The sequence below is a fragment of the Pseudoalteromonas sp. SCSIO 43088 genome, from assembly GCF_023650795.1.
Taxonomy (GTDB): Bacteria; Pseudomonadota; Gammaproteobacteria; order Enterobacterales; family Alteromonadaceae; genus Pseudoalteromonas; species Pseudoalteromonas shioyasakiensis.
Genome location: NZ_CP072675.1, coordinates 3,486,120 through 3,507,978 on the forward strand (window position 1 = coordinate 3,486,120; position 21,859 = coordinate 3,507,978).

The following is a 21,859-nucleotide window of genomic DNA, read 5'->3' on the forward strand; positions in this document are numbered from 1 at the left end:
GCCTGTTATAGGAAGTAAAAAGCATGTATCAACAGCTGGTATTAACAGGCATTATGCTGGTATTAGTGGGGTGCCTTTTTGGCACTCGGCTAAAACCTGCATGGTTATTTGTCGGCGCCATTGGTATTAGTTATTTAGCAGGGCTAATAAGCCTTGAAGATATGCTAATTAACTATGCAAACCCTTCTTTAATCACCCTAATTCTACTTGTACTCGTTTCGATAGCGGTAGAAAAAACCACCTTAGTACAAAAGCTTGCTCAGTCTCTTTCGAAAGGCAGCCTGACAAGTTCGGTGACCAAGCTTGGTTTATCAACCGCCTTTTTATCATCATTTACCAATAATACTGCGGTAGTGGCATCACTGATTAGCTCGATAAAAGAAAGCCCGACACACTCACCGTCTAAGCTTTTATTACCTTTATCGTACACTGCTATTTTAGGTGGCACGATCACCCTGATTGGTACTTCAACCAATTTAATTGTTAATGGCTTTGCCGTTGAAGCGGGCATGGAGCCACTTGGTTTTTTTGATTTTACTTTGATTGGTTTAGGCGCATTGAGCGTTGGCCTTATCACTATTTTAGTGATGCTCAGATATTTACCAGATAACGGTAAAAATAACCAAGAAGTGGTGCCCTTTTACCTTGAAGGTAAAGTAGAAACCGGCTCAAAGCTAATTGGTAAAAGTGTTGAGGAAAATGGCCTTCGTGAATTAAAAGACTTGTTCTTAGCTGAAATTATTCGTGGTGATAAACGTATTTGCGCAGTTACGCCAAAACAAGTTATCAGAGAAGGTGACGTATTACTTTTTGTAGGTGATATAAAGTCTGTGCCTCTGCTTACCCGATTTGATGGCTTAAAAGTTGTTCACGACAAACATGAGAAAGATGTTGAGCACCTAGTTGAAGTCGTTGTTAGCCATTCTTCAAAATACATTGGTAAAACAATTAAAGAAGTTCGCTTTCGTGAACAATTTCATGCAGCCGTTATTGCTATTCGCCGCGGCCATGACCGTTTACAAGGCGGCTTAGGTAAAGTTCAATTGCAAGCGGGTGATTCATTGATCCTTGCCCCTGGCAAAGAGTTTTACTCGCTACCTAATTTAAAACGTGAGTTCGTTTATATATCAGGCCTTGATTTACAAACTCATTTAAAACCTAAGCAATCAAATATTGTGTTAGCAAGTTTTGCTGCCGTATTGGGGTTAAGTATTGTTGGCCTAGTACCATTAGTTAAGGGCCTACTCGTTCTTCTTATCGGTTTAATGCTAACAGGCACAATCAAGCTAAGTGAAGTAAAACGTCGTTTTCCGATTGAGTTACTCGCAGTAGTGGGTAGTGCTATTGGCCTTGCCAAACTCATGATAGGCACAGGCCTTGCCGGTGAAATTTCATCAGCCATGTTATACGTATTAGGTGATTTCGGGCCTTACGGGGCATTTATCGCAATATTTTTAATGACGGTTTTATTTACCGAACTCATTACCAATAATGCCGCTGCCGCGCTTTCATTTCCGGTAGCGTATGCACTCGCCGTTGGTTTTGATGTATCACCTTTGCCCTTTATTATGGCTGTCGCATTTGGTGCATCGGCTAGCTTCATTTCGCCATTTGGTTATCAAACTAACTTGATGGTTTACAGTGCGGGAAATTACCGCCTTAAAGATTACATTGCCATGGGCTTACCTTTATCGATTATTTACTCGATTACAGTATTAATACTTATACCACTGGTATTCCCATTTCAATAACGAGAGTAAAGACAATGGATGAAAATATCGTTTGGCATAATTACGCCATCAGCAAATCACAGCGTAGTGAGCAAAAAAAGCATAAGCCTACCATTCTATGGTTCACTGGTTTTTCAGGTTCAGGCAAAAGCACAGTTGCGAACGCACTAGAAAGCGCATTAAATCAATTAGGTGTTCACACCTATCTACTCGATGGTGACAATGTGCGTCATGGCTTGTGTAAAGATCTTGGCTTTACTGATGAAGACCGCGTGGAAAACATTCGCCGCGTCGGTGAAACTGCAAAACTAATGGTCGATGCCGGTCTTGTGGTATTAACCGCATTTATTTCGCCATTCCAAAGCGAACGCGATATGGTAAGAAACTTAGTAGAAGATGGTGAGTTTATTGAGGTATTTTTAGATACCCCGCTCGACGTGTGTGAAACACGCGACCCTAAAGGGCTTTATAAAAAAGCGCGAGCAGGTGAAATTAAGCACTTCACAGGTATCGACTCAGACTATCAAATCCCTACATCGCCAGAAATTAAAATCGACACCAGTAAAAACACCCTAGACCAATCGGTGCAAGAGCTGGTAGCGTATTTAAAACAACAGCAAATTATAGGTTAAGTCATGAATCAAACGGAACTGCTAGAAGAAATCTTACTCCTCGCACGCCAAGCCGGCAGTGCAATAATGGGGATTTACGAAAAGGACTTTAATGTTGAGTACAAAGCTGATGAAAGCCCAGTGACCGACGCCGACCTAGCAGCTCACAAAGTGATTGTGAATGGCTTACATCACCTTACTCCAGATGTACCAATTCTAAGCGAAGAAAGCGCTGATATTAGCTGGGATATTCGTCAAACTTGGCAACGCTATTGGTTAGTAGATCCAATTGATGGCACCAAAGAGTTCATCAAAAAGAATGGCGAATTCACCGTGAACATTGCCTTGATAGAAAAAGGTAAACCGGTATTAGCTGTTGTCGATGCACCGGCATTAGGTGTGTCGTATATTGCTGCTGAAGCAATTGGTGCCTTTAAAGATAAAGGTGATGAGCGCATTGAACTTAAGGTAACTCGTAAGCCAAATAAAGGGCTTATCCGTGTTGTCGGTAGTCGTTCACACCCTTCTCCAGATTTAGCTGAATTCGTAAAACAGTTTGAAGATGTAGAAATGGTTTCAAAGGGCAGCTCGCTAAAACTTTGTCTAGTTGCCGAAGGGAGTGCAGATATATACCCACGCCTTGGCCCAACCTGTGAGTGGGATACCGGAGCAGGTCATGCGATTGCCGAAATAGCAGGCGCAACGGTTAGCAAACTCGATGGCAGCCCACTACTGTATAACAGTAAAGAAGAGTATCTGAATCCGTATTTTGTCGTATCGGCATTGCAGAACTAAAAGCGTTCCGTTAAATATCGTAGGCTGGGTAGAGCGTAGCGAAACCCAGCATCTATCCTGTAATCTTAACCCTAGCCCCTTTAATACTCCTTATTTTACAATCAGTTTAACCTAGCCAATAAGCCTTTGTTCCTATAGTATTTTGCTCTCTCAAACTATTAAAGGAATAACCATGACGACTGTTGAAAAAGCAATTGAAGCCGGCTACGAGGCCCAAATTAGCGCACTATATAAAGCCCTTTCACAAGGAGTGCTTGCCGCTAATGGCGATGAAAGTGAAATCACTGCAGCTGAGGCACGTTTTAAGAAAGGTTTAGCATTTGCCGCAGACATTAAAGCTCGCGCACTTGCAGCAGCAGAATAAATACCACAACAGGGCTTTATAAATAAGCCCTGCCACCTTCCTTTGTAAGTCTCTCCTTACAGCATAGTTATCTAAATACAACGCTAAAACATGCATTCTTAATCGCTTTTCTATATGCTGCGCGACAATTATTATTCTAATAGTGGAGTGCTAATGAACACACATCAAGATGCTATGCCGTATGATGCATCGACAACAAGTAGTAACTCAAAATGGAACCTTCATGACACCCAATGGGTGTTAAGTTTATTTGGCACCGCAGTTGGTGCAGGGATTTTATTCTTACCAATTAATATCGGTATCGGCGGATTTTGGCCTTTGATTATCATGGCATGCCTTGCCTTTCCGATGACCTACTTAGCTCACAGAGGTTTAGCCCGATTTGTTTTATCATCAAAAAAGCCTGAAGCGGATTTTACCGATGTTGTAGAAGAACACTTTGGCATTAATGCAGGGCGCTTAATCTCTTTACTGTACTTTCTCTCTATCTTCCCTATTTTACTTATTTATGGTGTTGGATTAACCAATACTGTTGATAGCTTTATCGTTAATCAATTAGGTATGGAATCTCCACCACGCGTACTGTTATCTGGTGTGCTCGTTGGCGGTATGATTAGCTTAATGCTAGGTGGCGAAGCATTGATGTTACGTGCTTTCGCAATCCTTGTTTATCCGCTTGTCGCAATCTTGTTCTTCTTATCGATTTACTTGATCCCAAGTTGGCAAATGCCAGATGTTACAGTCCCTGAGTTTTCTGGCTTCATGAAAACACTTTGGTTATCAATACCTATCATCGTATTCTCATTTAGCCACGCAGCTGCGATATCAAGCTTTGTACATGTACAGCGTGCTCACTATGGCAACAATGCTAAAATGAAGTCAGAAGCAATTCTGAAGCGTACCAGTCTACTATTAATCGTGTTTGTTTTACTGTTTGTATTCTCATGTGTGTTGTCACTATCTACTGAGCAAATGGTACAAGCAAAAGCTGATAACGTGTCTATCTTGTCATTCCTTGCCAATATCACTGATAACTCGTTTATTGCGACCTTAGGGCCATTAGTTGCCTTTATTGCAATTACCTCTTCGTTCTTAGGTCACTTCTTAGGTGCCCGTGAAAGCTTTAATGGTCTTGTTAGTAAACAAGCCCATATGAACCCTAAACTCGTTGATAAAATTGGCACTGTTATCATGTTCTTCGCTATTTGGTATTGCTCAGTGATCAACCCAAGTATTTTAGACATGATGGATCAACTATCAGGCCCTATCATCGCCATGATCCTTTTCATCATGCCGATGATTGCCGTTTATAAAGTACCTAGCTTACACAAATACAGAAACCGCTTAAGCACACTGTTCGTATTAACAGTTGGCTCTCTAGCAGTATTTGCGCTTATCTACAGTATGATTAAGTAATCTCATCATTGCTAGATATAGAAGCCCAGCCGGGAAACCGGCTGGGCTTTTTTGTTCCTTAGATGTGAGAGTGAAGTTAGAAAGGGGAAAGGGGAAAGTTGAAAGAGTTCAGTTTGGATGTCTGACGTAGGTTGGGTAGAGCGAAGTGAAACCCAACACAGGGCGATCAGCTTTCAGCCGTCAGCGATCAGCCGCTCGGTGTGGGTGTTTGGTGCTGCGTCTACCTATGCTGGAGGTTCTAGGTTCTAGGTTCTAGGTTCTAGGTTCTAGGTTCTAGGTTCTAGGCAAAGTGTACTTGTAGGAATGGCCTTAGCCATGAATGTGTTTGTTATGGTCTAGATTCGGCACTGAAGTGCCTCCTACTGGGGTGTTGCTGAGGGAGACTCTGTACTAAACAATCACACAGTTCAACTTTACCCTTGCTAACTTGCAACTCGCTAACTATTTAGCTATGAATGTGTTTGTTAAGGTCTGAATTCGGCACTGAAGTGCCTCCTACGGGGGGTGTTGCTGAGGGTGACTCTGTACTAAACAACCAAACAGTTCAACTTTACCCTCGCTAACTTGCAACTCGCTAACTCATGTTGGGTTTCGCTCCGCTCTACCCAACCTACCTGGAGAATGAACAGGGTGAGCTTAGAATGACTCTGTACTAAACAACCACACAGTTCAACTTTACCCTTGCTAACTTGCAACTCGCTAACTCGTGTTGGGTTTCGCTCCGCTCTACCCAACCTACCTCAAGAATGAATAGGGCACGTTATGTGAATAGCTAAAACGCAAAAAAGCCCGACTCTTTCGAATCGGGCTTTCTTTAATTTGGAGCCTGGCGATGACCTACTTTCACATAGCAGCTGCTACACTATCATCGGCGCTGTTTCGTTTCACTACTGAGTTCGGCATGGGGTCAGGTGGGTCCAAAACGCTATTGTCACCAAGCAAATTTGGTTTAATTCGCTCATCTGAGCAAATTAATAAATCTGGAATTCTGATATCAAGTAAATGTCTACTTTAGTTTCTTAACTTCTGTCGTTACGCTGTCATAAAACGCGTTTGGCGTTGTATGGTTAAGCCTCACGGGTAATTAGTACAGGTTAGCTTAATGGCTCACACCACTTCCACATCCTGCCTATCAACGTTGTAGTCTTCAACGGCCCTTCAGAGACTTTAAAAGTCTAGTGAGAACTCATCTCGAGGCCTGCTTCGCGCTTAGATGCTTTCAGCGCTTATCAGTTCCGAACGTAGCTACCGGGCAGTGCCATTGGCATGACAACCCGAACACCAGCGGTTCGTTCACTCCGGTCCTCTCGTACTAGGAGCAACCCCTCTCAATTCTCAAACGCCCACGGCAGATAGGGACCGAACTGTCTCACGACGTTCTAAACCCAGCTCGCGTACCACTTTAAATGGCGAACAGCCATACCCTTGGGACCGACTTCAGCCCCAGGATGTGATGAGCCGACATCGAGGTGCCAAACACCGCCGTCGATATGAACTCTTGGGCGGTATCAGCCTGTTATCCCCGGAGTACCTTTTATCCGTTGAGCGATGGCCCTTCCATTCAGAACCACCGGATCACTATGACCTACTTTCGTACCTGCTCGACGTGTCTGTCTCGCAGTTAAGCTGGCTTCTACCATTACACTAACCGTACGATGTCCGACCGTACTTAGCCAACCTTCGTGCTCCTCCGTTACTCTTTGGGAGGAGACCGCCCCAGTCAAACTACCCACCAGGCACTGTCCGTAATCCCGATCAGGGACCAACGTTAGAACATCAACACTACAAGGGTGGTATTTCAAGGACGGCTCCACAAAAACTAGCGTTTCTGCTTCAAAGCCTCCCACCTATCCTACACATGTAGGGTCAATGTTCAGTGCCAAGCTGTAGTAAAGGTTCACGGGGTCTTTCCGTCTAGCCGCGGGTACACAGCATCTTCACTGCGATTTCAATTTCACTGAGTCTCGGGTGGAGACAGCGTGGCCATGGTTACACCATTCGTGCAGGTCGGAACTTACCCGACAAGGAATTTCGCTACCTTAGGACCGTTATAGTTACGGCCGCCGTTTACCGGGGCTTCGATCAAGAGCTTCGTCCGAAAACTAACCCCATCAATTAACCTTCCGGCACCGGGCAGGTGTCACACCGTATACGTCATCTTGCGATTTTGCACAGTGCTGTGTTTTTAATAAACAGTCCCAGCCACCTGGTCACTGCGGCTCCCGTCCGCTTAGAGAGCAAGTCTCATCACAGATAGGAGCGTACCTTCTCCCGAAGTTACGGTACAATTTTGCCTAGTTCCTTCACCCGAGTTCTCTCAAGCGCCTTAGTATTCTCTACCTGACCACCTGTGTCGGTTTGGGGTACGATTCGGTATAATCTGAAGCTTAGAGGCTTTTCCTGGAAGTATGGCATCAACAACTTCACACCCTTGGGTGCTCGTCTCGTGTCTCAGTCTTAAGAGTCCGGATTTTCCTAAACTCTCAACCTACTCACTTTCACATGGACAACCAACGCCATGCTTGTTTAGCCTGCTCCGTCCCCCCATCGCAATTATACCAAGTACGGGAATATTAACCCGTTTCCCATCGACTACGCCTTTCGGCCTCGCCTTAGGGGTCGACTTACCCTACCCTGATTAACATGGGATAGGAACCCTTGGTCTTCCGGCGTGCGGGTTTTTCACCCGCATTATCGTTACTCATGTCAGCATTCGCACTTCTGATACCTCCAGCATACCTCCCGGTACACCTTCAACGGCTTACAGAACGCTCCCCTACCACTCAAACAAAGTTTGAATCCGCAGCTTCGGTGCATAGTTTAGCCCCGTTACATCTTCCGCGCAGACCGACTCGACCAGTGAGCTATTACGCTTTCTTTAAAGGATGGCTGCTTCTAAGCCAACCTCCTGGCTGTCTGGGCCTTTCCACATCGTTTCCCACTTAACTATGACTTTGGGACCTTAGCTGGCGGTCTGGGTTGTTTCCCTCTTCACGACGGACGTTAGCACCCGCCGTGTGTCTCCCGGATAGTACTTTACGGTATTCGGAGTTTGCAAAGGGTTGGTAAGTCGGGATGACCCCCTAGCCTTAACAGTGCTCTACCCCCGTAAGTATTCGTCCGAGGCTCTACCTAAATAGATTTCGGGGAGAACCAGCTATCTCCCGGTTTGATTAGCCTTTCACTCCTAGCCACAGGTCATCCCCTAACTTTTCAACGTTAGTGGGTTCGGTCCTCCAGTTGATGTTACTCAACCTTCAACCTGCCCATGGCTAGATCACCGGGTTTCGGGTCTATACCTTGCAACTATACGCCCAGTTAAGACTCGGTTTCCCTACGGCTACCCTAATCGGTTAACCTCGCTACAAAATATAAGTCGCTGACCCATTATACAAAAGGTACGCAGTCACCCTCGAAGGGCTCCTACTGCTTGTACGTACACGGTTTCAGGTTCTATTTCACTCCCCTCACAGGGGTTCTTTTCGCCTTTCCCTCACGGTACTGGTTCACTATCGGTCAGTTGGGAGTATTTAGCCTTAGATGATGGTCCACCTATATTCAGTCAAAGTTTCACGTGCTCCGACCTACTCGATTTCACTTAAGATGCATTTTCGTGTACGGGACTATCACCCTGTATCGTCAAACTTTCCAGAATGTTCCACTAACACATAATAAGCTTAAGGGCTGGTCCGGTTTCGCTCGCCGCTACTTCCGGAATCTCGGTTGATTTCTGTTCCTACGGGTACTTAGATGTTTCAGTTCTCCGCGTTCGCCTCTTACACCTATGTATTCAGTGTAAGATACCTGCAAGCAGGTGGGTTTCCCCATTCGGAAATCCTAGTCTCAAGCGCTTTTTACTAGCTTGACTAGGCTTATCGCAAGTTAATACGTCCTTCATCGCCTCCAACTGCCAAGGCATCCACCGTGTACGCTTAGTCACTTAACCATACAACCCAAACGGGTCTTTGTTAGTGACAGCTGTTAACTTCGCCAGAAGTTAATTCATCAAATAATGATGAGAATACTAAAGTAGATACCGATTAATCATTGCTGATTAACTGGCATATTTTTACTTTTGAAAACTCTTTATAGATACAAGTATCTATAAGAATTTTAATATCAGCTTTCCAAATTTTTAAAGAGCAAGAGAATAAACTTCTCAAAATTAAACACACTCTATTCTCAAGCAGTTTATTACCTGATTAAGAATGTTTATTTTTAAGGAGTAAAAGTGGTGGAGCTAAGCAGGATCGAACTGCTGACCTCCTGCGTGCAAGGCAGGCGCTCTCCCAGCTGAGCTATAGCCCCACATATGCTGGTACTTATTATTTGTAACCGACTTTGTTTCCAGACAAGGCATGGTACAACGACGTTTAGTACACTAAACGAGGCGTGCCATAACGAAGTATGGGAGCAAAGTGGTGGGTCTGAGTAGATTTGAACTACCGACCTCACCCTTATCAGGGGTGCGCTCTAACCAACTGAGCTACAGACCCAAACAATAAGTGTTGTTCTCTTTACAATTAACAATCATCTGTGTGGACACTACGAACAAATAAGTTCTAAATCGTATAAGGAGGTGATCCAGCCCCAGGTTCCCCTAGGGCTACCTTGTTACGACTTCACCCCAGTCATGAATCACTCCGTGGTGAACGTCCTCCCGAAGGTTAGACTATCCACTTCTGGAGCAACCCACTCCCATGGTGTGACGGGCGGTGTGTACAAGGCCCGGGAACGTATTCACCGCATCATTCTGATATGCGATTACTAGCGATTCCGACTTCATGGAGTCGAGTTGCAGACTCCAATCCGGACTACGACGCACTTTAAGTGATTCGCTTACCCTCGCAGGTTCGCAGCACTCTGTATGCGCCATTGTAGCACGTGTGTAGCCCTACACGTAAGGGCCATGATGACTTGACGTCGTCCCCACCTTCCTCCGGTTTATCACCGGCAGTCTCCTTAGAGTTCCCGACCGAATCGCTGGCAACTAAGGATAGGGGTTGCGCTCGTTGCGGGACTTAACCCAACATCTCACAACACGAGCTGACGACAGCCATGCAGCACCTGTATCAGAGTTCCCGAAGGCACCAAACCATCTCTGGTAAGTTCTCTGTATTTCAAGTGTAGGTAAGGTTCTTCGCGTTGCATCGAATTAAACCACATGCTCCACCGCTTGTGCGGGCCCCCGTCAATTCATTTGAGTTTTAACCTTGCGGCCGTACTCCCCAGGCGGTCTACTTAATGCGTTAGCTTTGAAAAACAAGTCCGAAGACCCGAGCTTCTAGTAGACATCGTTTACGGCGTGGACTACCAGGGTATCTAATCCTGTTTGCTCCCCACGCTTTCGTACATGAGCGTCAGTGTTGACCCAGGTGGCTGCCTTCGCCATCGGTATTCCTTCAGATCTCTACGCATTTCACCGCTACACCTGAAATTCTACCACCCTCTATCACACTCTAGTTTGCCAGTTCGAAATGCAGTTCCCAGGTTGAGCCCGGGGCTTTCACATCTCGCTTAACAAACCGCCTGCGTACGCTTTACGCCCAGTAATTCCGATTAACGCTCGCACCCTCCGTATTACCGCGGCTGCTGGCACGGAGTTAGCCGGTGCTTCTTCTGTAAGTAACGTCACAGCTAAGTGCTATTAACACTTAACCTTTCCTCCTTACTGAAAGTGCTTTACAACCCGAAGGCCTTCTTCACACACGCGGCATGGCTGCATCAGGCTTGCGCCCATTGTGCAATATTCCCCACTGCTGCCTCCCGTAGGAGTCTGGGCCGTGTCTCAGTCCCAGTGTGGCTGATCATCCTCTCAAACCAGCTAGGGATCGTCGCCTTGGTGAGCCATTACCTCACCAACTAGCTAATCCCACTTGGGCTAATCTTGTGGCGTGAGGCCCGAAGGTCCCCCACTTTGGTCCGTAGACATCATGCGGTATTAGCAGTCGTTTCCAACTGTTGTCCCCCACCATAAGGCATATTCCCAAGCATTACTCACCCGTCCGCCGCTCGACGCCAGAGGTGCAAGCACCTCTTCGTTTCCGCTCGACTTGCATGTGTTAGGCCTGCCGCCAGCGTTCAATCTGAGCCATGATCAAACTCTTCAATTAAAAGTTTTTTGAAACCGAAGTTTCGTGCTCAATGAATTCTGAATTTTGATATCTTTCGATATCGAATTGACTGTGCTGAAACAAGTAAACTTGTTTCCGTTGGTCACTCAGTTCAATTGAGACTCTAAATTTGTTTGCGTTACTTAGTAAACTAAGCTTCGCTGTTAGAACTCAATCTGTACGAGTGCCCACACAGATGATTGCTTTATATTGTTAAAGAACGTTGCGACTTTGTCGCTAGGGATGCGTATGATACATCCTTAATTTTTCGAGTCAACACTTAATTTCAAACTTTCTTTCGATTATTTGAAACCGAAGTTTCACTTAACTCTGTGTCACTTTGCTCAGCGTCTTTCGTTGCTGCCCGCCGTGTCAGTGGGGTCGCATTATAGGGAGATCCAAAAACAGATCAACACTTTTTTTTCGATCTTTTTACTGTTCGCTCAAAAAGCGAACTAAATTTACCGAAAACAGCAAAAACGGTCGCTATTATGGCTGTTTTTTAAGCCAATATTCATAATTTAATGCAAATTTCATTGCTATGTTCATTTAACTCGTTAAGATAGCAAGTTCACAATGTTAAATTAATGTTTATTTCTTGTTTATTGGTAGATCAAAATGAAATTACCCGATCAAAAATCTTTTCTTTTCTCCGTTATTCTTGCTGTTTTAGGTTTTGTGGTTGTTAAGTTCGCACTTGCAAGCTTAGCTTTAGACCCAGCATTGCTATTTGGTGCAGGCTTATTAATTGGTGCTTTAGTTATTGCAGCACTTTCATCAGCGTCAAGTGAGGAGGCCGAAGTAAAAACAAAAACACTTTATGTTGGCAACCTACCTTATCGTGCTAATGAAGGTGTTGTTCGTGCTTTATTCGAAGAACAAGGCAAAGTTTTCAATGTACGTTTATTAAAAGATAAAAATACAGGTAAACGTCGTGGCTTTGGTTTTGTTGAAATGGCTGAAGCTGATGCAGATAAAGCAATCAATCAATTAAATGATAGCGAATTCCAACAACGTACTTTAAAAGTGCGTGAAGCAAAACAAAAACAAGAGAACGAAGCTAACAGCTTTCGTGAGGGATCTGATCAGTCAGCGTAATAAGCTCAACGCTTAATTGCGAATGACCAATAGGAGCCGTTGCATAATAGTGCAGCGGCTTTTTTTTATCTGTAGTAAGAGTAAAGCCTCGTAGAGCAATTAAACTTTCAACGCGCTTAGCAATCGCTTTGCCTGAGTCAATAAGGAAGATCTGTTGTTTATAGTAGTCACTAATCGCGCTGGCTAGTAATGGAAAGTGTGTACAGCCAAGTACCAATACATCTATATCTTCTGCTATCGCTAAATCACTCAATACATTCTCAAGCTTTGCTTTATTGATTTTCTGCGTATGAAATAGTGTTTCTGCAATTTCTACCAGCTCAGTTGAGCCATATAAGCTGACTTGTGTGTCTTGGCTATGAGTACTAATTAAGTTTGCAGTATAGCGACTCTTGATGGTTGATGGTGTTGCCAGTAAACCAATATGTTTGCTGTTACTTATAGCGCAAGCGGGTTTTATCGCAGGTACTACCCCGACAACTTCTATATTTGTGTGCTGGCGAATAGTTTCTAAGGCAGAGGTAGAGGCGGTATTACACGCAATAACTAGGATATCAACGTGTAAGTTTGCTGTTTCGATAAACTGTAGTAGCGCAAAAAGGCGGGCTATGATCGTTTGCTGACTTTGCTCGCCATAAGGCAATAAAGCATTGTCCATAAAATAACTATAATCAGCATCTGGGATCAATGCTTGGATCTGTTCAAGTACAGTTGTTCCACCTATACCAGAATCAAACACCATTATATGAACTGACAAACTGCTTACCTCGGATCATCAAAGGTCAGCAGTTTGCCATGCAGCTTGATAAAAAGAAAGAAAGGGCTAAGCCTCTTCTTCTGTTGCCGAGCGAAGCTTATTCATTTGCTCAAACATTGCTTTGGTATAATCCACCAGCTTACTGACTTCTTCTTTATCTTGGTTTAACCATTGTAAGATGCCAGCCAGTTCATTTTGCAAACCAATGTCACCCGCTTTATTAAACGCCTGTTTCAAGTCGTCATTAAATGGCGCTATTTTCTCAGCAACTTCTTTTTCGGGAGCAGGTTTATATTCTTCATACCCTTTGATAGCTGCTACTGTTTTGGTTTGTTTCAAATCCATGGTAAAGCCAACGAGTTGCTCGTTACCTAAGTTAAGCTCTTTAGCTTGTTCAAAGGCATCTTCTAATGAACCAGAGAAGAATGTTTCGCTAACACTCTGCAAGTCTTCCATCAATTCATTGATAGCTTGCTGCTCTTGCTCATTTAAATCACCATTGACCGACATCGAGAATGATAAATCACGTGATTGCGAAGACTCACTGACAAAGGCTTCGTTGTCGCCATTTTTGCTATAACTGCTTGCAGACTTACTTTCGTATGCATCAGCAAAGCTAATACTGACTTCATCACCTTCAGCGGTGGTGAAAGTGTACTCTGCGTTATTACTTAAACTGATGTATTGAGCTTGGCTTACTGAAACCGCATTAGGCTTAGGATTGAACAAGTCTTCTTCTAATTCATCAATACCTTTAAAAATACCTTCTTTAGACTTTTCGATACCCTCTTCGATGTCATCGTTAAGAATACCTGACTCTTTAAGCTCATCATACGCATCGTCGATGCCCATTTGCACACCTTTACGTGCATCACCTAGCATGCCTTTGAGTTTTTCATCATCAGCACCATCGGCTTTTGCTTTACGAAGTGCGCCGCCAACAAAGTCGAGTACGTTTTTCACGATCTCTTCAAAGTCGAACAAGGGTTTATCTTTTTTCTCTTCGGCTTTAGGTAAACCTAGTGCTTCAGCAAGTTTATCATCAAGAACTTTTGCCGCGAGCTCTCTGCCGCGTTGCTGATAACTATCTTGACGATTTTGAATGGTAGGCTGCTGCAGTGCCTGTTTACCATTGTATTTATTCACATTTGTATTAGGCATATAGCCTAGGTTGCCAATTTTCATGATCCGACTCCATGTTATGGTTAACTCATTATCGGCCAAAAACCACAAAACTTAAGTTTTTTGTATAAAAAAACGACACTAAAATAAATAACAAAACTAGACAAATCCTCAGCGCTCCCTACAATAGCGCCGTTATAAAGCTAAGAGATAAAAGGTAATCAGCCATGGCGGTTATAAAAATTGATACAACTCAATACGATGCACAATTGAGTGAGAAAGAGCAGCGCATCACCTCACAGTTTCGACGTTTTGGGGTCGAAAAATTAGAAGTGTTCGGCTCTGATCCTATTCATTACCGCCAACGTGCAGAGTTTCGTGTTTGGCATGAAGGTGAAGACCTGTTTCACATCATGTTTGATCAACAAACCAAAGAAAAGATCCGCGTAGATGAGTTTGACCCTGCCGCACCTTTAGTGGGTGAAGTGATGCAAGCGATGATCGAAAACTTAAAAGACAATGAAGTTCTGCGCCGTAAGCTGTTTCAAATCGATTACCTTTCAAGCTTAAGTGGCGAGATCCTTGTTAGCTTGTTGTATCACAAACAACTAGATGAGCAGTGGCTACAAGCAATTAAAGAGCTTAAAGCAAAACTGAGCACACTGTTTAAGATTGATTTTATTGGCCGTGCTCGTAAGCAAAAAGAAGTGATTGGTAATGACTATGTTATCGAGCGTTTAAACGTTAACGGTAAAGAGCTTATTTATCAACAAGTCGAAAATAGCTTTACGCAACCGAATGCGAAAGTAAACATCAAGATGCTAGAGTGGGCACAAGCCCTTTGCCAACCACTCAATAATGACTTACTGGAGTTATATTGTGGGAATGGTAACTTTTCGATTGCTCTTGCAGGTTCATTCGACCGTGTATTAGCCACTGAAATTTCAAAATCATCAGTTTACTCTGCGCAATACAATATCGCACAAAACAAGGTTGAGAACTTAGATATCATTCGTATGTCGAGTGAAGAGTTCACCCAAGCAATGAAAGGCGAACGTACTTTCTCTCGTTTAGATGGCATAGACCTGAAAAGCTATAACTGCCAAACAATCTTAGTAGATCCACCACGTGCAGGCATGGACACACTAACTTGTGACCTAGTTGCGAACTACGACAATATTATTTATATCTCGTGTAACCCAGATACCTTAGAGCGTGACCTTGATCACTTATGCAAAACCCATGAAGTAAAACGTTTTGCGATTTTTGACCAATTCCCTTACACCCACCACATCGAATCAGGTGTGTTTTTACAACGTAAATAAAATCAATCTGCCAGCGCAGCAAATAGCGCTGGCAACTGCTGCTCACTGAAGACTTCTATATTGTTGTCTTTTAACAGTTTTGCAGTTAACCCCATCCCTGAAATTTTCTTTCCTGAATGACTACCATCGTAAATAGTATTGCGACCACATGAAGGGCTTGATTCTTTTAACAGCGCATAGCGAATGCCCTGCTTTTTGCAAAGCTTAAGTGCTTGTTCTGCGCCATAAGCAAACTGTACTGTGACATCTTGTGCATCTTTGGTAAGTACTCTACCCGCTTTGATTTCTGCAGGCGGCCTTGGTGTAGGTAAGCCACCAGCTACTTCAGGGCAGAATGCAACGAGCCTTCCTTGCTGTTTAAGAGTTTCTAAACCAGGATGGAGTAAGTTTTGCGATTGCCCGTCATAACGAACAGGATTTCCTAACAAACAGCTTGAAACTAATAGTTTTTGCATTTGCTTTACCAACAAAAAAGCTCCGCGAACGGAGCTTTCTATTAAATTCAACTAACTAAGCTTATTTATCAGCTAGGTAGTTAATTAAGTCTGCCATGCTCTTCGCATCGCTAATACCTGAATCCGCACCTAGGATTACACGGTATTTACCATTAACAATAAAAGTTGGAACGCCTTTTAAAGCACCTTTTTGTTGGTAATATTCTTGATCGCGTTTCATCTTAGATGCCATAGTACGTACAGAGAAGCTATTGTAGTACTTATCAAAATCTTCAGCCGACACACCTTGTGAAACAAAGATGTCTTTCATATCTGCAAGTTCGTTAATACGAGCACGCTTACCGTGAATATGATTAAACACAGCGGCTACTAACGCGTCTTTCTGTGGTAACACATTAGCCGTCGCATAACCTTGCGCTAAGATAGTCTGAATTTCTGGGTCACGAGGACCTGAAAAATCAACATGACTCTTTTTGAATTTAACGCCATCTTTAAGAAGTGTTTTAAGCTCTTTCACTACTGGCTCGAAGTTATTACAGTGTGGGCAGTAGAATGAGAAGAACTCTTTTACTTCAGGCTTTTTAGAAGCGCGTGCATCAATCGTTTCATAATGCTTACCTTCTTCATATTGAGCAGCTGAGGCATTTGCCGCTAAACCTAGCGTGGCAGCCATTAATACAGCTTTTACTAACTTGATCATTACTTCTTACTCCAAAATTATTGTTTTAATAAAAATTCGACTAACTCATCAAGCATCTGCTGGCTCTTGATGGTGTTTAAATTGATTTTATATTTATCATTGACGATAAAAGTTGGTACACCAGTAAGGGCGCCCATATCTGAATATTTTTGCTGCTTATCTTGCATCGCTTTTTCAGCACTAATCACTGGCATGCTTGCAATTTCAGCGTCAAACACATCGTTGCTAATACCATTGGTCGCAAGTAATGCTTTCACGTCTTTTATATCTTTTAGTAAAGCGCGCTGTCTGTGGATGCTATTAAAGATTTGATCAGCAACTTGCTCACCTTTGCCATGTTGCTTAGCAATTAAGTAGGCATAGCTTAAGTTACTTTGCGTTTGCTTAGATACACCACCTAAAAAGTTAACATGGCTTTTTACAAATTCAGTCCCTTCAGGAAGACTTGCCGTTAATGCTTTTGCGACCGGTTCAAACTGAAAACAGTGTGGACAATAAAACGAAAAGAACTCGGTTACTTGAGGTGTTGCACTTTTCTCAACTTTTAATACTTCGTATTGATTGCCTGCTTCAAAATCAGCAGCAAGGGCCGCAAAAGGTAAACATAAAATGAGTAGACTTAACTTTAATTTTTTAAACATTGTTTTCTCGTCTTTCTTAACTTTAAAAATTTATGGTAATAATTTTAATGGTGCTTCCTGTAGCGCTGCAAGCTGTTCTTTTAGCGCTAGTATTTGCTGCTCCCAGTATTTGTCTTCAGCAAACCATGAAAAGTTCCGTGGGAACGCAGGATCATCCCACCTTTTTGCCAACCACCCCATGTAATGCACCATTCGCATTGCTCTAAGTGGTTCAATCAACTTTAATTGGCTGTGATCAAAGTCGCAAAATTCTTCATAAGCAGCCACTAAGGTGTCTAACTGTAACAGTTGGTTGTTACGATCGCCACTGAGCATCATCCAAAGATCTTGAATTGCAGGCCCTTGTCGGCTGTCATCTAAATCAACAAACATTAACGCGTCACCAGACCACAATATATTACCGGCATGGCAATCGCCGTGCAGGCGGATGGTTTCAACATTTTTATACTGCTCTGTGGTTTCTTTAATCACCAAATCTAAAATAGTATAAAAGGCGTTCTCTAATGCCATTGGCACCAAATTACTTGCTTGTAACTGAACTTTAGCTGTCTGAAGGTATTCTTCGCAGCTGATTACAGGCCTATGTTCAAATGGCTTTGCCTTAGCTACTTGGTGCATTCGCCCAATTAAGCGGCCAAGTACATCGAGTTGATCTAAATTATCAACTTCAAAAATGCGCCCGCCCACACTTGGGAATAACGTAAATAAATAACCATTATGCTCAAATAAGCTTTGCCCTTCGATAATTACAGGCGCAACAACCGGCACTTCAGCCTCGGCAAGCTCAAATGCAAACGCATGCTCTTCTAAGATTTGCGCCTTACTCCAGCGCTCTGGGCGGTAAAACTTAACAACATAACGATGGCCATCTTCTGCTTTAAATTGATAAACACGGTTCTCGTAGCTATTTAATGCCAGCAGCCCTGATTCAGCATAAACACCGATACTTTCAACTGCATCTAAAATTGAATCGGGTGTAAGGTCAACAAAACTAAATTTACTCATAATGTCTCATCATATAAAAAAAGCGGGAAAATCCCGCTTTTTATTCATTCGCTCAGTGTACTTAATTATCGCGCCTTAAAGAAGTTACTCGGCTGCGAAATCTGCACATCAGGCTCACCATCGACAGAAAGTACAAACTCAAACTTCGTCATGGGCTTTTTCAAATCATAAGGATCAACAACTAATGACAGTGGCACATTATAAGATTCACCAGAAGGTACTGTGAATGTTTGTTTGCCGATGTACTCAAAGTTATCGAGTCCTTCAACACGAATGTTAAAGGTTTGCTCATGTTGAGCTTTGTTAATTACTTTTAGTGTATAGGTGTTTTCGACTAAACCATTAAAGTCAACACGATATAGCTGATTACGGTCACGAATAATATCGAGTTCCATCGGTTTGCGCATCGCAATATTTGCTACTAGCGCCCCTGATAGCACGACTAAGATAACTAAATAGCCAATTAACTTAGGGCGCAGTGCATGTGTTTTGTTGTCTGGCGTTTCTAAGTTACGCTCTGTGGTGTAGGAAATTAGCCCGCGTGGGTAATTCATTTTATCCATCACCCCATCACACGCATCGATACATGCACCACAGTTAATACACTCGTATTGTAAGCCGTTACGAATATCGATCCCCGTTGGGCAGACCTGCACACATAAGTTACAGTCGATACAATCACCTAAGCCGAGCTCTTTTGGATCTTGCTTACGTGAACGAGGACCACGGCTTTCACCACGTGCTTCGTCATAGCTCACGGTAAAGGTATCTTTATCGAACATAGCTGACTGAAAGCGAGAATAAGGGCAAATGTGTAAGCACATAATCTCGCGCATCCAACCGGCATTACCATAGGTACACACAGCAAATACGGCTAGACAAATATACGAATACGCGGTTGCATCAAGGGTAAACAGATCAGGCAGTAGCTGACGGATTGGCGTAAAGTAACCTACAAAAGTAAATGCGGTATAAAGCGAGAATAACCACCAGCTGCCGTGTTTAGCACTTTTGCGCCAAAACTTATCAAAGTCCATTGGGCGTTGATCTAGCTTCTTACGCTGATTTGCACTACCTTCGAATTTTTCTTCAAACCAAATAAAAATGAAGGTCCAAACGGTTTGCGGGCATGTATAACCACACCAGACCCGACCATAAAAGGTCGTTACTAAGAACAACGCAAACGCTGCCAACATTAATATGAAGGCTAAGATAGTCAGATCTTGTGGCCAGAGCGTTAAACCAAAAATGTTAAACTTTTGCCCCACCAAATCAAACAACACAGCTTGTTGGCCGTTGAAGTTAATCCAAGGTAGTAGCATAAATGCAAGCATGCCGACAAAACCAATCCGTTGTCTCAACAGTTGGTGCAAACCTGTTACAGCTCGGACATAAATACGGTTACGTGGATTAAATCTATCATCGAGGGAAGCGTTTTCCGGTTTCTGGATTTTTACTTCCGTTGGGATATTTTTAACCTTAATCTGTTTATCCATTAAAATTCCTCAACGCCACTAGGAAATAATACTCAAACATATGTTTGCAGTAAGAGATTCTCTGTGCCAATAAGCAAATCAGAATACATCTCATTACGTTCAAAGATTTCTGAAACTTTAAATCTATAGAGCATTATACTCAATCTATAGAAAATTTCAGGGATTGATCGAAAATACGACGTTTTAATTATTTAAACTTATCTGCTTGCTTTTAAAACGACCATTTTATTAAACTTGCACCTATACCGTATTTATTTAGATCAAAGATTATTGTGCTATGAAAAAATTTCTTATTTTAGTGCTTATTATTTTAGCACTTTTCACGATTGATCATCCTTTGATCAAAGAGCCAAGAGAAAGGTTACTAGGTGAAGGCGTAAGCCTTATTTCTGATGCCAGTAAAGTCAACCGAAGTCCTGCGGCAAATATGGCTAAGAATAATATTAAGTCACAGCTGAATTTATCTAATTCAGAGCTTGAGTATATTGAAGAGACATTTACCACTGACGATAAACTACAAGTTTTTCACTTACACTACTGCCGTGAAAAAGATATTAACTTATATTTTTATGGCGAACGCTTAAACCGCGTATGCAGTATTGTCTCGAACGCACTTGAAGAAAGGCTAAACAAGTAATGGACTTTTCAGCTTTAAACAAAAAAACCAGCGACTCGTTTGCCAAACAACGCAATATGCTAAAAAAGCTGGGCAAAGGGCAAACCTTATACTGTGAAGTATGTAAAGGCGCCCTTACCTTAGATTTGAAGACTGATCAGCCAGGTAAAGGCGTTGTAAGCTGTGCCAAAGGTTGCACAGACATCCTATTAGAGCTGGGTTAGTTCCAGCCCTCATCATTATATAGCTGGCTATTTACAGCAACGACTTCAATTAGCTCAGCAAAGCCAGCGGCGAATTCATTCATAACTTCATACTGCTGCTGGCATAGTTGCCCTTCAGATAAACCATTATCAGTTGCAAGGGCTGCAATTTCACTCGTTTCAAGGGTAAAAAAGCCTAAGCTTTGTAGTGCACTAGCCAACGCCTCTTTAAGCTCATCAGCTAACTGTGGCGCGCTTAATAGCTTGTTAACGTAACCTTGTGCACCATGCATAAAACCTTGGCTCCAATGCTGACATTCTTGAATGTCTAAGTATTGCTGCCCTTGAGAGCTCAGCTGTAGGCTCACAGGTAATGCAAAACCCGTTTCGAATACTTGTTCGCTGATCTGTTGATATAAAGCCATAAATGCAAACAGCACTTGCTCGTCCATTTTCCCATCAGAGCCAGGTGCAACCTCTTCTAACCACTGATGAACATCAAGCGGCTCAGGAGCACAGATCACCGCAAATAAGTAGCCTTGGGTTTGCGACAAGCTAAGCGCATCTTGATGCTGCGCTAAAAACTGACTTAAAAGCTCACTTTGCTGCTTTGAAAACTCAGGTAATTGCATACTGTTCGATTAATCCAATTTAAAAGTTAAGCGGATAACGGCCTTCGTTATCAGGACGACCAAGAAACTTAGCTGCATCATGCACTTCTTTTGGCAAGCTTGCTTCAGGTTTAATATAACCAGCTACTTTAAAGTCTAGATTCGCTTTTAATACTGCATCAGCTTCAAGCCCTAAACGGTTTTCTGGGTCAACAAGCACTGCTACATCACCGGATTTACAGCTTAAACGACCGCTCAGAGGACCAATGCTAAACCAGTTGTTCATTCCTTTAACATCAATGCTAGGGCTCGCAATTTCGCCGCTTAGGCTTTCACAGTATGGCTCGCCTGAGCTGTACTCGTCTAAATCAACTATTACGCGGCCTTGTGCACTAATCGGTAAAGGGAGTTGTAAACGCTCCATGGCACGTTCAACCGTCAAGCGTAAAGTAGTCTTTTTCACAGTGATGGCTTGGTTAAAGAGGCCATATGTAAAATCACCATGGCCTGAAATACCCGCTTTATCACGAGGATCACCAAAGCGTACCGTACCCACTAATTTACCTGTGAACAGTGACCAGCCCGATAACTGCCAACGCACATTATTTAATTGCTCACCATCAAAACGTACCTGCATAATGCGGCCGTCCAATAGCGAGCCACTGGCTTTACCTAATTGTAATTGCTTTGGTAAATGTGGCTTAGCTAAATCAAGTGCAACGGCAGCGGGTGTTTTTACCAGCGTAAACACCAAAAAACACATCACAAACACTGTGATTAATAAAATAACTCTTTTCATCG

The 21,859-nt window shown here is 43.0% G+C and carries 18 protein-coding genes, 2 tRNA genes and 3 rRNA genes; 9 read left to right on the top strand and 14 right to left on the bottom strand.

Annotated features, from left to right (window positions below; all coding sequences use genetic code 11):
- Window positions 1-23: 23 nt before the first annotated feature.
- The 5 genes from J8Z28_RS16030 to J8Z28_RS16050 all read left to right on the top strand — a co-directional run bounded on the left by J8Z28_RS16030 (window position 24) and on the right by J8Z28_RS16050 (window position 4,916).
- A complete protein-coding gene (locus tag J8Z28_RS16030) occupies window positions 24-1,751 on the top strand; it encodes an SLC13 family permease (RefSeq protein WP_062564375.1) in 1,728 nt (575 codons plus the stop codon).
- Window positions 1,752-1,765: 14 nt separating this feature from the next.
- Entirely contained in the window at window positions 1,766-2,362 is a 597-nt protein-coding gene (cysC, locus tag J8Z28_RS16035; protein ID WP_058586654.1) for an adenylyl-sulfate kinase, read from the top strand.
- Between the two features lie 3 nt (window positions 2,363-2,365).
- Entirely contained in the window at window positions 2,366-3,136 is a 771-nt protein-coding gene (cysQ, locus tag J8Z28_RS16040) for a 3'(2'),5'-bisphosphate nucleotidase CysQ (RefSeq protein WP_062564374.1), read from the top strand.
- A 172-nt stretch (window positions 3,137-3,308) separates the two neighbouring features.
- Window positions 3,309-3,500, top strand: coding sequence for a hypothetical protein (locus J8Z28_RS16045; RefSeq protein ID WP_055022144.1), 192 nt, complete (start codon window positions 3,309-3,311; stop codon window positions 3,498-3,500).
- 153 nt (window positions 3,501-3,653) lie between these two features.
- Window positions 3,654-4,916 carry an aromatic amino acid transport family protein gene (locus J8Z28_RS16050; protein WP_054564013.1) on the top strand — a complete coding sequence of 421 codons (1,263 nt, stop codon included), beginning with the start codon at window positions 3,654-3,656 and terminating at the stop codon, window positions 4,914-4,916.
- A gap of 824 nt (window positions 4,917-5,740) precedes the next feature.
- Here J8Z28_RS16050 and rrf read toward each other — a convergent pair.
- From rrf to J8Z28_RS16075, 5 genes are all read right to left on the bottom strand, one after another.
- Window positions 5,741-5,855: ribosomal RNA gene (rrf, locus tag J8Z28_RS16055) — 5S ribosomal RNA — on the bottom strand.
- Window positions 5,856-5,979: 124 nt separating this feature from the next.
- Window positions 5,980-8,862, bottom strand: a 23S ribosomal RNA gene (locus tag J8Z28_RS16060).
- 286 nt (window positions 8,863-9,148) lie between these two features.
- Window positions 9,149-9,224, bottom strand: a tRNA-Ala gene (locus tag J8Z28_RS16065).
- 111 nt (window positions 9,225-9,335) lie between these two features.
- Window positions 9,336-9,412, bottom strand: a tRNA-Ile gene (locus tag J8Z28_RS16070).
- Between the two features lie 76 nt (window positions 9,413-9,488).
- A 16S ribosomal RNA gene (locus J8Z28_RS16075) occupies window positions 9,489-11,029 on the bottom strand.
- Together the 16S, 23S and 5S rRNA genes with 2 tRNA genes alongside form the textbook arrangement of a ribosomal RNA operon.
- A 618-nt stretch (window positions 11,030-11,647) precedes the next feature.
- Here J8Z28_RS16075 and J8Z28_RS16080 point away from each other — a divergent pair.
- Window positions 11,648-12,127 carry an RNA recognition motif domain-containing protein gene (locus J8Z28_RS16080; protein WP_054564068.1) on the top strand — a complete coding sequence of 160 codons (480 nt, stop codon included), beginning with the start codon at window positions 11,648-11,650 and terminating at the stop codon, window positions 12,125-12,127.
- On the opposite strand, the gene murI is transcribed toward J8Z28_RS16080, so the two are convergent.
- Together murI and J8Z28_RS16090 are read right to left on the bottom strand one after the other, a co-directional pair.
- The gene (gene murI, locus J8Z28_RS16085; RefSeq protein ID WP_062564363.1) at window positions 12,090-12,884 is read right to left on the bottom strand and encodes a glutamate racemase; all 795 of its coding nucleotides are present in this window, start codon (window positions 12,882-12,884) and stop codon (window positions 12,090-12,092) included. The two genes, J8Z28_RS16080 and murI, sit on opposite strands and share 38 nt — an antisense overlap.
- A 66-nt stretch (window positions 12,885-12,950) precedes the next feature.
- A complete protein-coding gene (locus tag J8Z28_RS16090; RefSeq protein WP_054554859.1) occupies window positions 12,951-14,069 on the bottom strand; it encodes a DUF5610 domain-containing protein in 1,119 nt (372 codons plus the stop codon).
- A gap of 164 nt (window positions 14,070-14,233) precedes the next feature.
- Between J8Z28_RS16090 and trmA the strand changes: the two genes are divergently transcribed.
- On the top strand, window positions 14,234-15,331 hold the full coding sequence (trmA, locus tag J8Z28_RS16095; protein WP_062564364.1) for a tRNA (uridine(54)-C5)-methyltransferase TrmA: 1,098 nt from the start codon (window positions 14,234-14,236) through the stop codon (window positions 15,329-15,331).
- 2 nt (window positions 15,332-15,333) lie between these two features.
- Here trmA and J8Z28_RS16100 read toward each other — a convergent pair whose 3' ends face one another.
- The 5 genes from J8Z28_RS16100 to ccoG form a co-directional block, all read right to left on the bottom strand.
- A complete protein-coding gene (locus J8Z28_RS16100) occupies window positions 15,334-15,786 on the bottom strand; it encodes a 2-thiouracil desulfurase family protein (RefSeq protein ID WP_062564365.1) in 453 nt (150 codons plus the stop codon).
- A gap of 61 nt (window positions 15,787-15,847) precedes the next feature.
- Window positions 15,848-16,486, bottom strand: a complete 639-nt coding sequence (locus tag J8Z28_RS16105; protein WP_054554856.1) for a thiol:disulfide interchange protein DsbA/DsbL — start codon at window positions 16,484-16,486, stop codon at window positions 15,848-15,850.
- A gap of 17 nt (window positions 16,487-16,503) precedes the next feature.
- The gene (locus J8Z28_RS16110) at window positions 16,504-17,127 is read right to left on the bottom strand and encodes a thiol:disulfide interchange protein DsbA/DsbL (protein ID WP_054564065.1); all 624 of its coding nucleotides are present in this window, start codon (window positions 17,125-17,127) and stop codon (window positions 16,504-16,506) included.
- A gap of 30 nt (window positions 17,128-17,157) precedes the next feature.
- A complete protein-coding gene (locus J8Z28_RS16115) occupies window positions 17,158-18,132 on the bottom strand; it encodes a serine/threonine protein kinase (protein WP_054564064.1) in 975 nt (324 codons plus the stop codon).
- A 65-nt stretch (window positions 18,133-18,197) separates the two neighbouring features.
- The gene (gene ccoG, locus J8Z28_RS16120; RefSeq protein WP_062564366.1) at window positions 18,198-19,628 is read right to left on the bottom strand and encodes a cytochrome c oxidase accessory protein CcoG; all 1,431 of its coding nucleotides are present in this window, start codon (window positions 19,626-19,628) and stop codon (window positions 18,198-18,200) included.
- Window positions 19,629-19,905: 277 nt separating this feature from the next.
- On the opposite strand from ccoG, the gene J8Z28_RS16125 reads away from it, so the two are divergent.
- Window positions 19,906-20,265, top strand: a complete 360-nt coding sequence (locus J8Z28_RS16125) for a hypothetical protein (RefSeq protein ID WP_054564062.1) — start codon at window positions 19,906-19,908, stop codon at window positions 20,263-20,265.
- Window positions 20,265-20,468: a hypothetical protein gene (locus tag J8Z28_RS16130; protein ID WP_062564367.1), complete on the top strand. Its 204-nt coding sequence runs from the start codon at window positions 20,265-20,267 to the stop codon at window positions 20,466-20,468. The genes J8Z28_RS16125 and J8Z28_RS16130 overlap by 1 nt, the downstream gene beginning before the upstream one ends.
- On the opposite strand, the gene J8Z28_RS16135 is transcribed toward J8Z28_RS16130, so the two are convergent.
- Together J8Z28_RS16135 and J8Z28_RS16140 are read right to left on the bottom strand one after the other, a co-directional pair.
- Complete coding sequence (locus tag J8Z28_RS16135; RefSeq protein WP_054564060.1) at window positions 20,465-21,079, bottom strand: YecA/YgfB family protein; 615 nt, start codon at window positions 21,077-21,079, stop codon at window positions 20,465-20,467. The genes J8Z28_RS16130 and J8Z28_RS16135 overlap by 4 nt on opposite strands.
- 19 nt (window positions 21,080-21,098) lie before the next feature.
- Window positions 21,099-21,857 carry a type II secretion system protein N gene (locus tag J8Z28_RS16140; protein WP_062564368.1) on the bottom strand — a complete coding sequence of 253 codons (759 nt, stop codon included), beginning with the start codon at window positions 21,855-21,857 and terminating at the stop codon, window positions 21,099-21,101.
- Window positions 21,858-21,859: the final 2 nt, after the last annotated feature.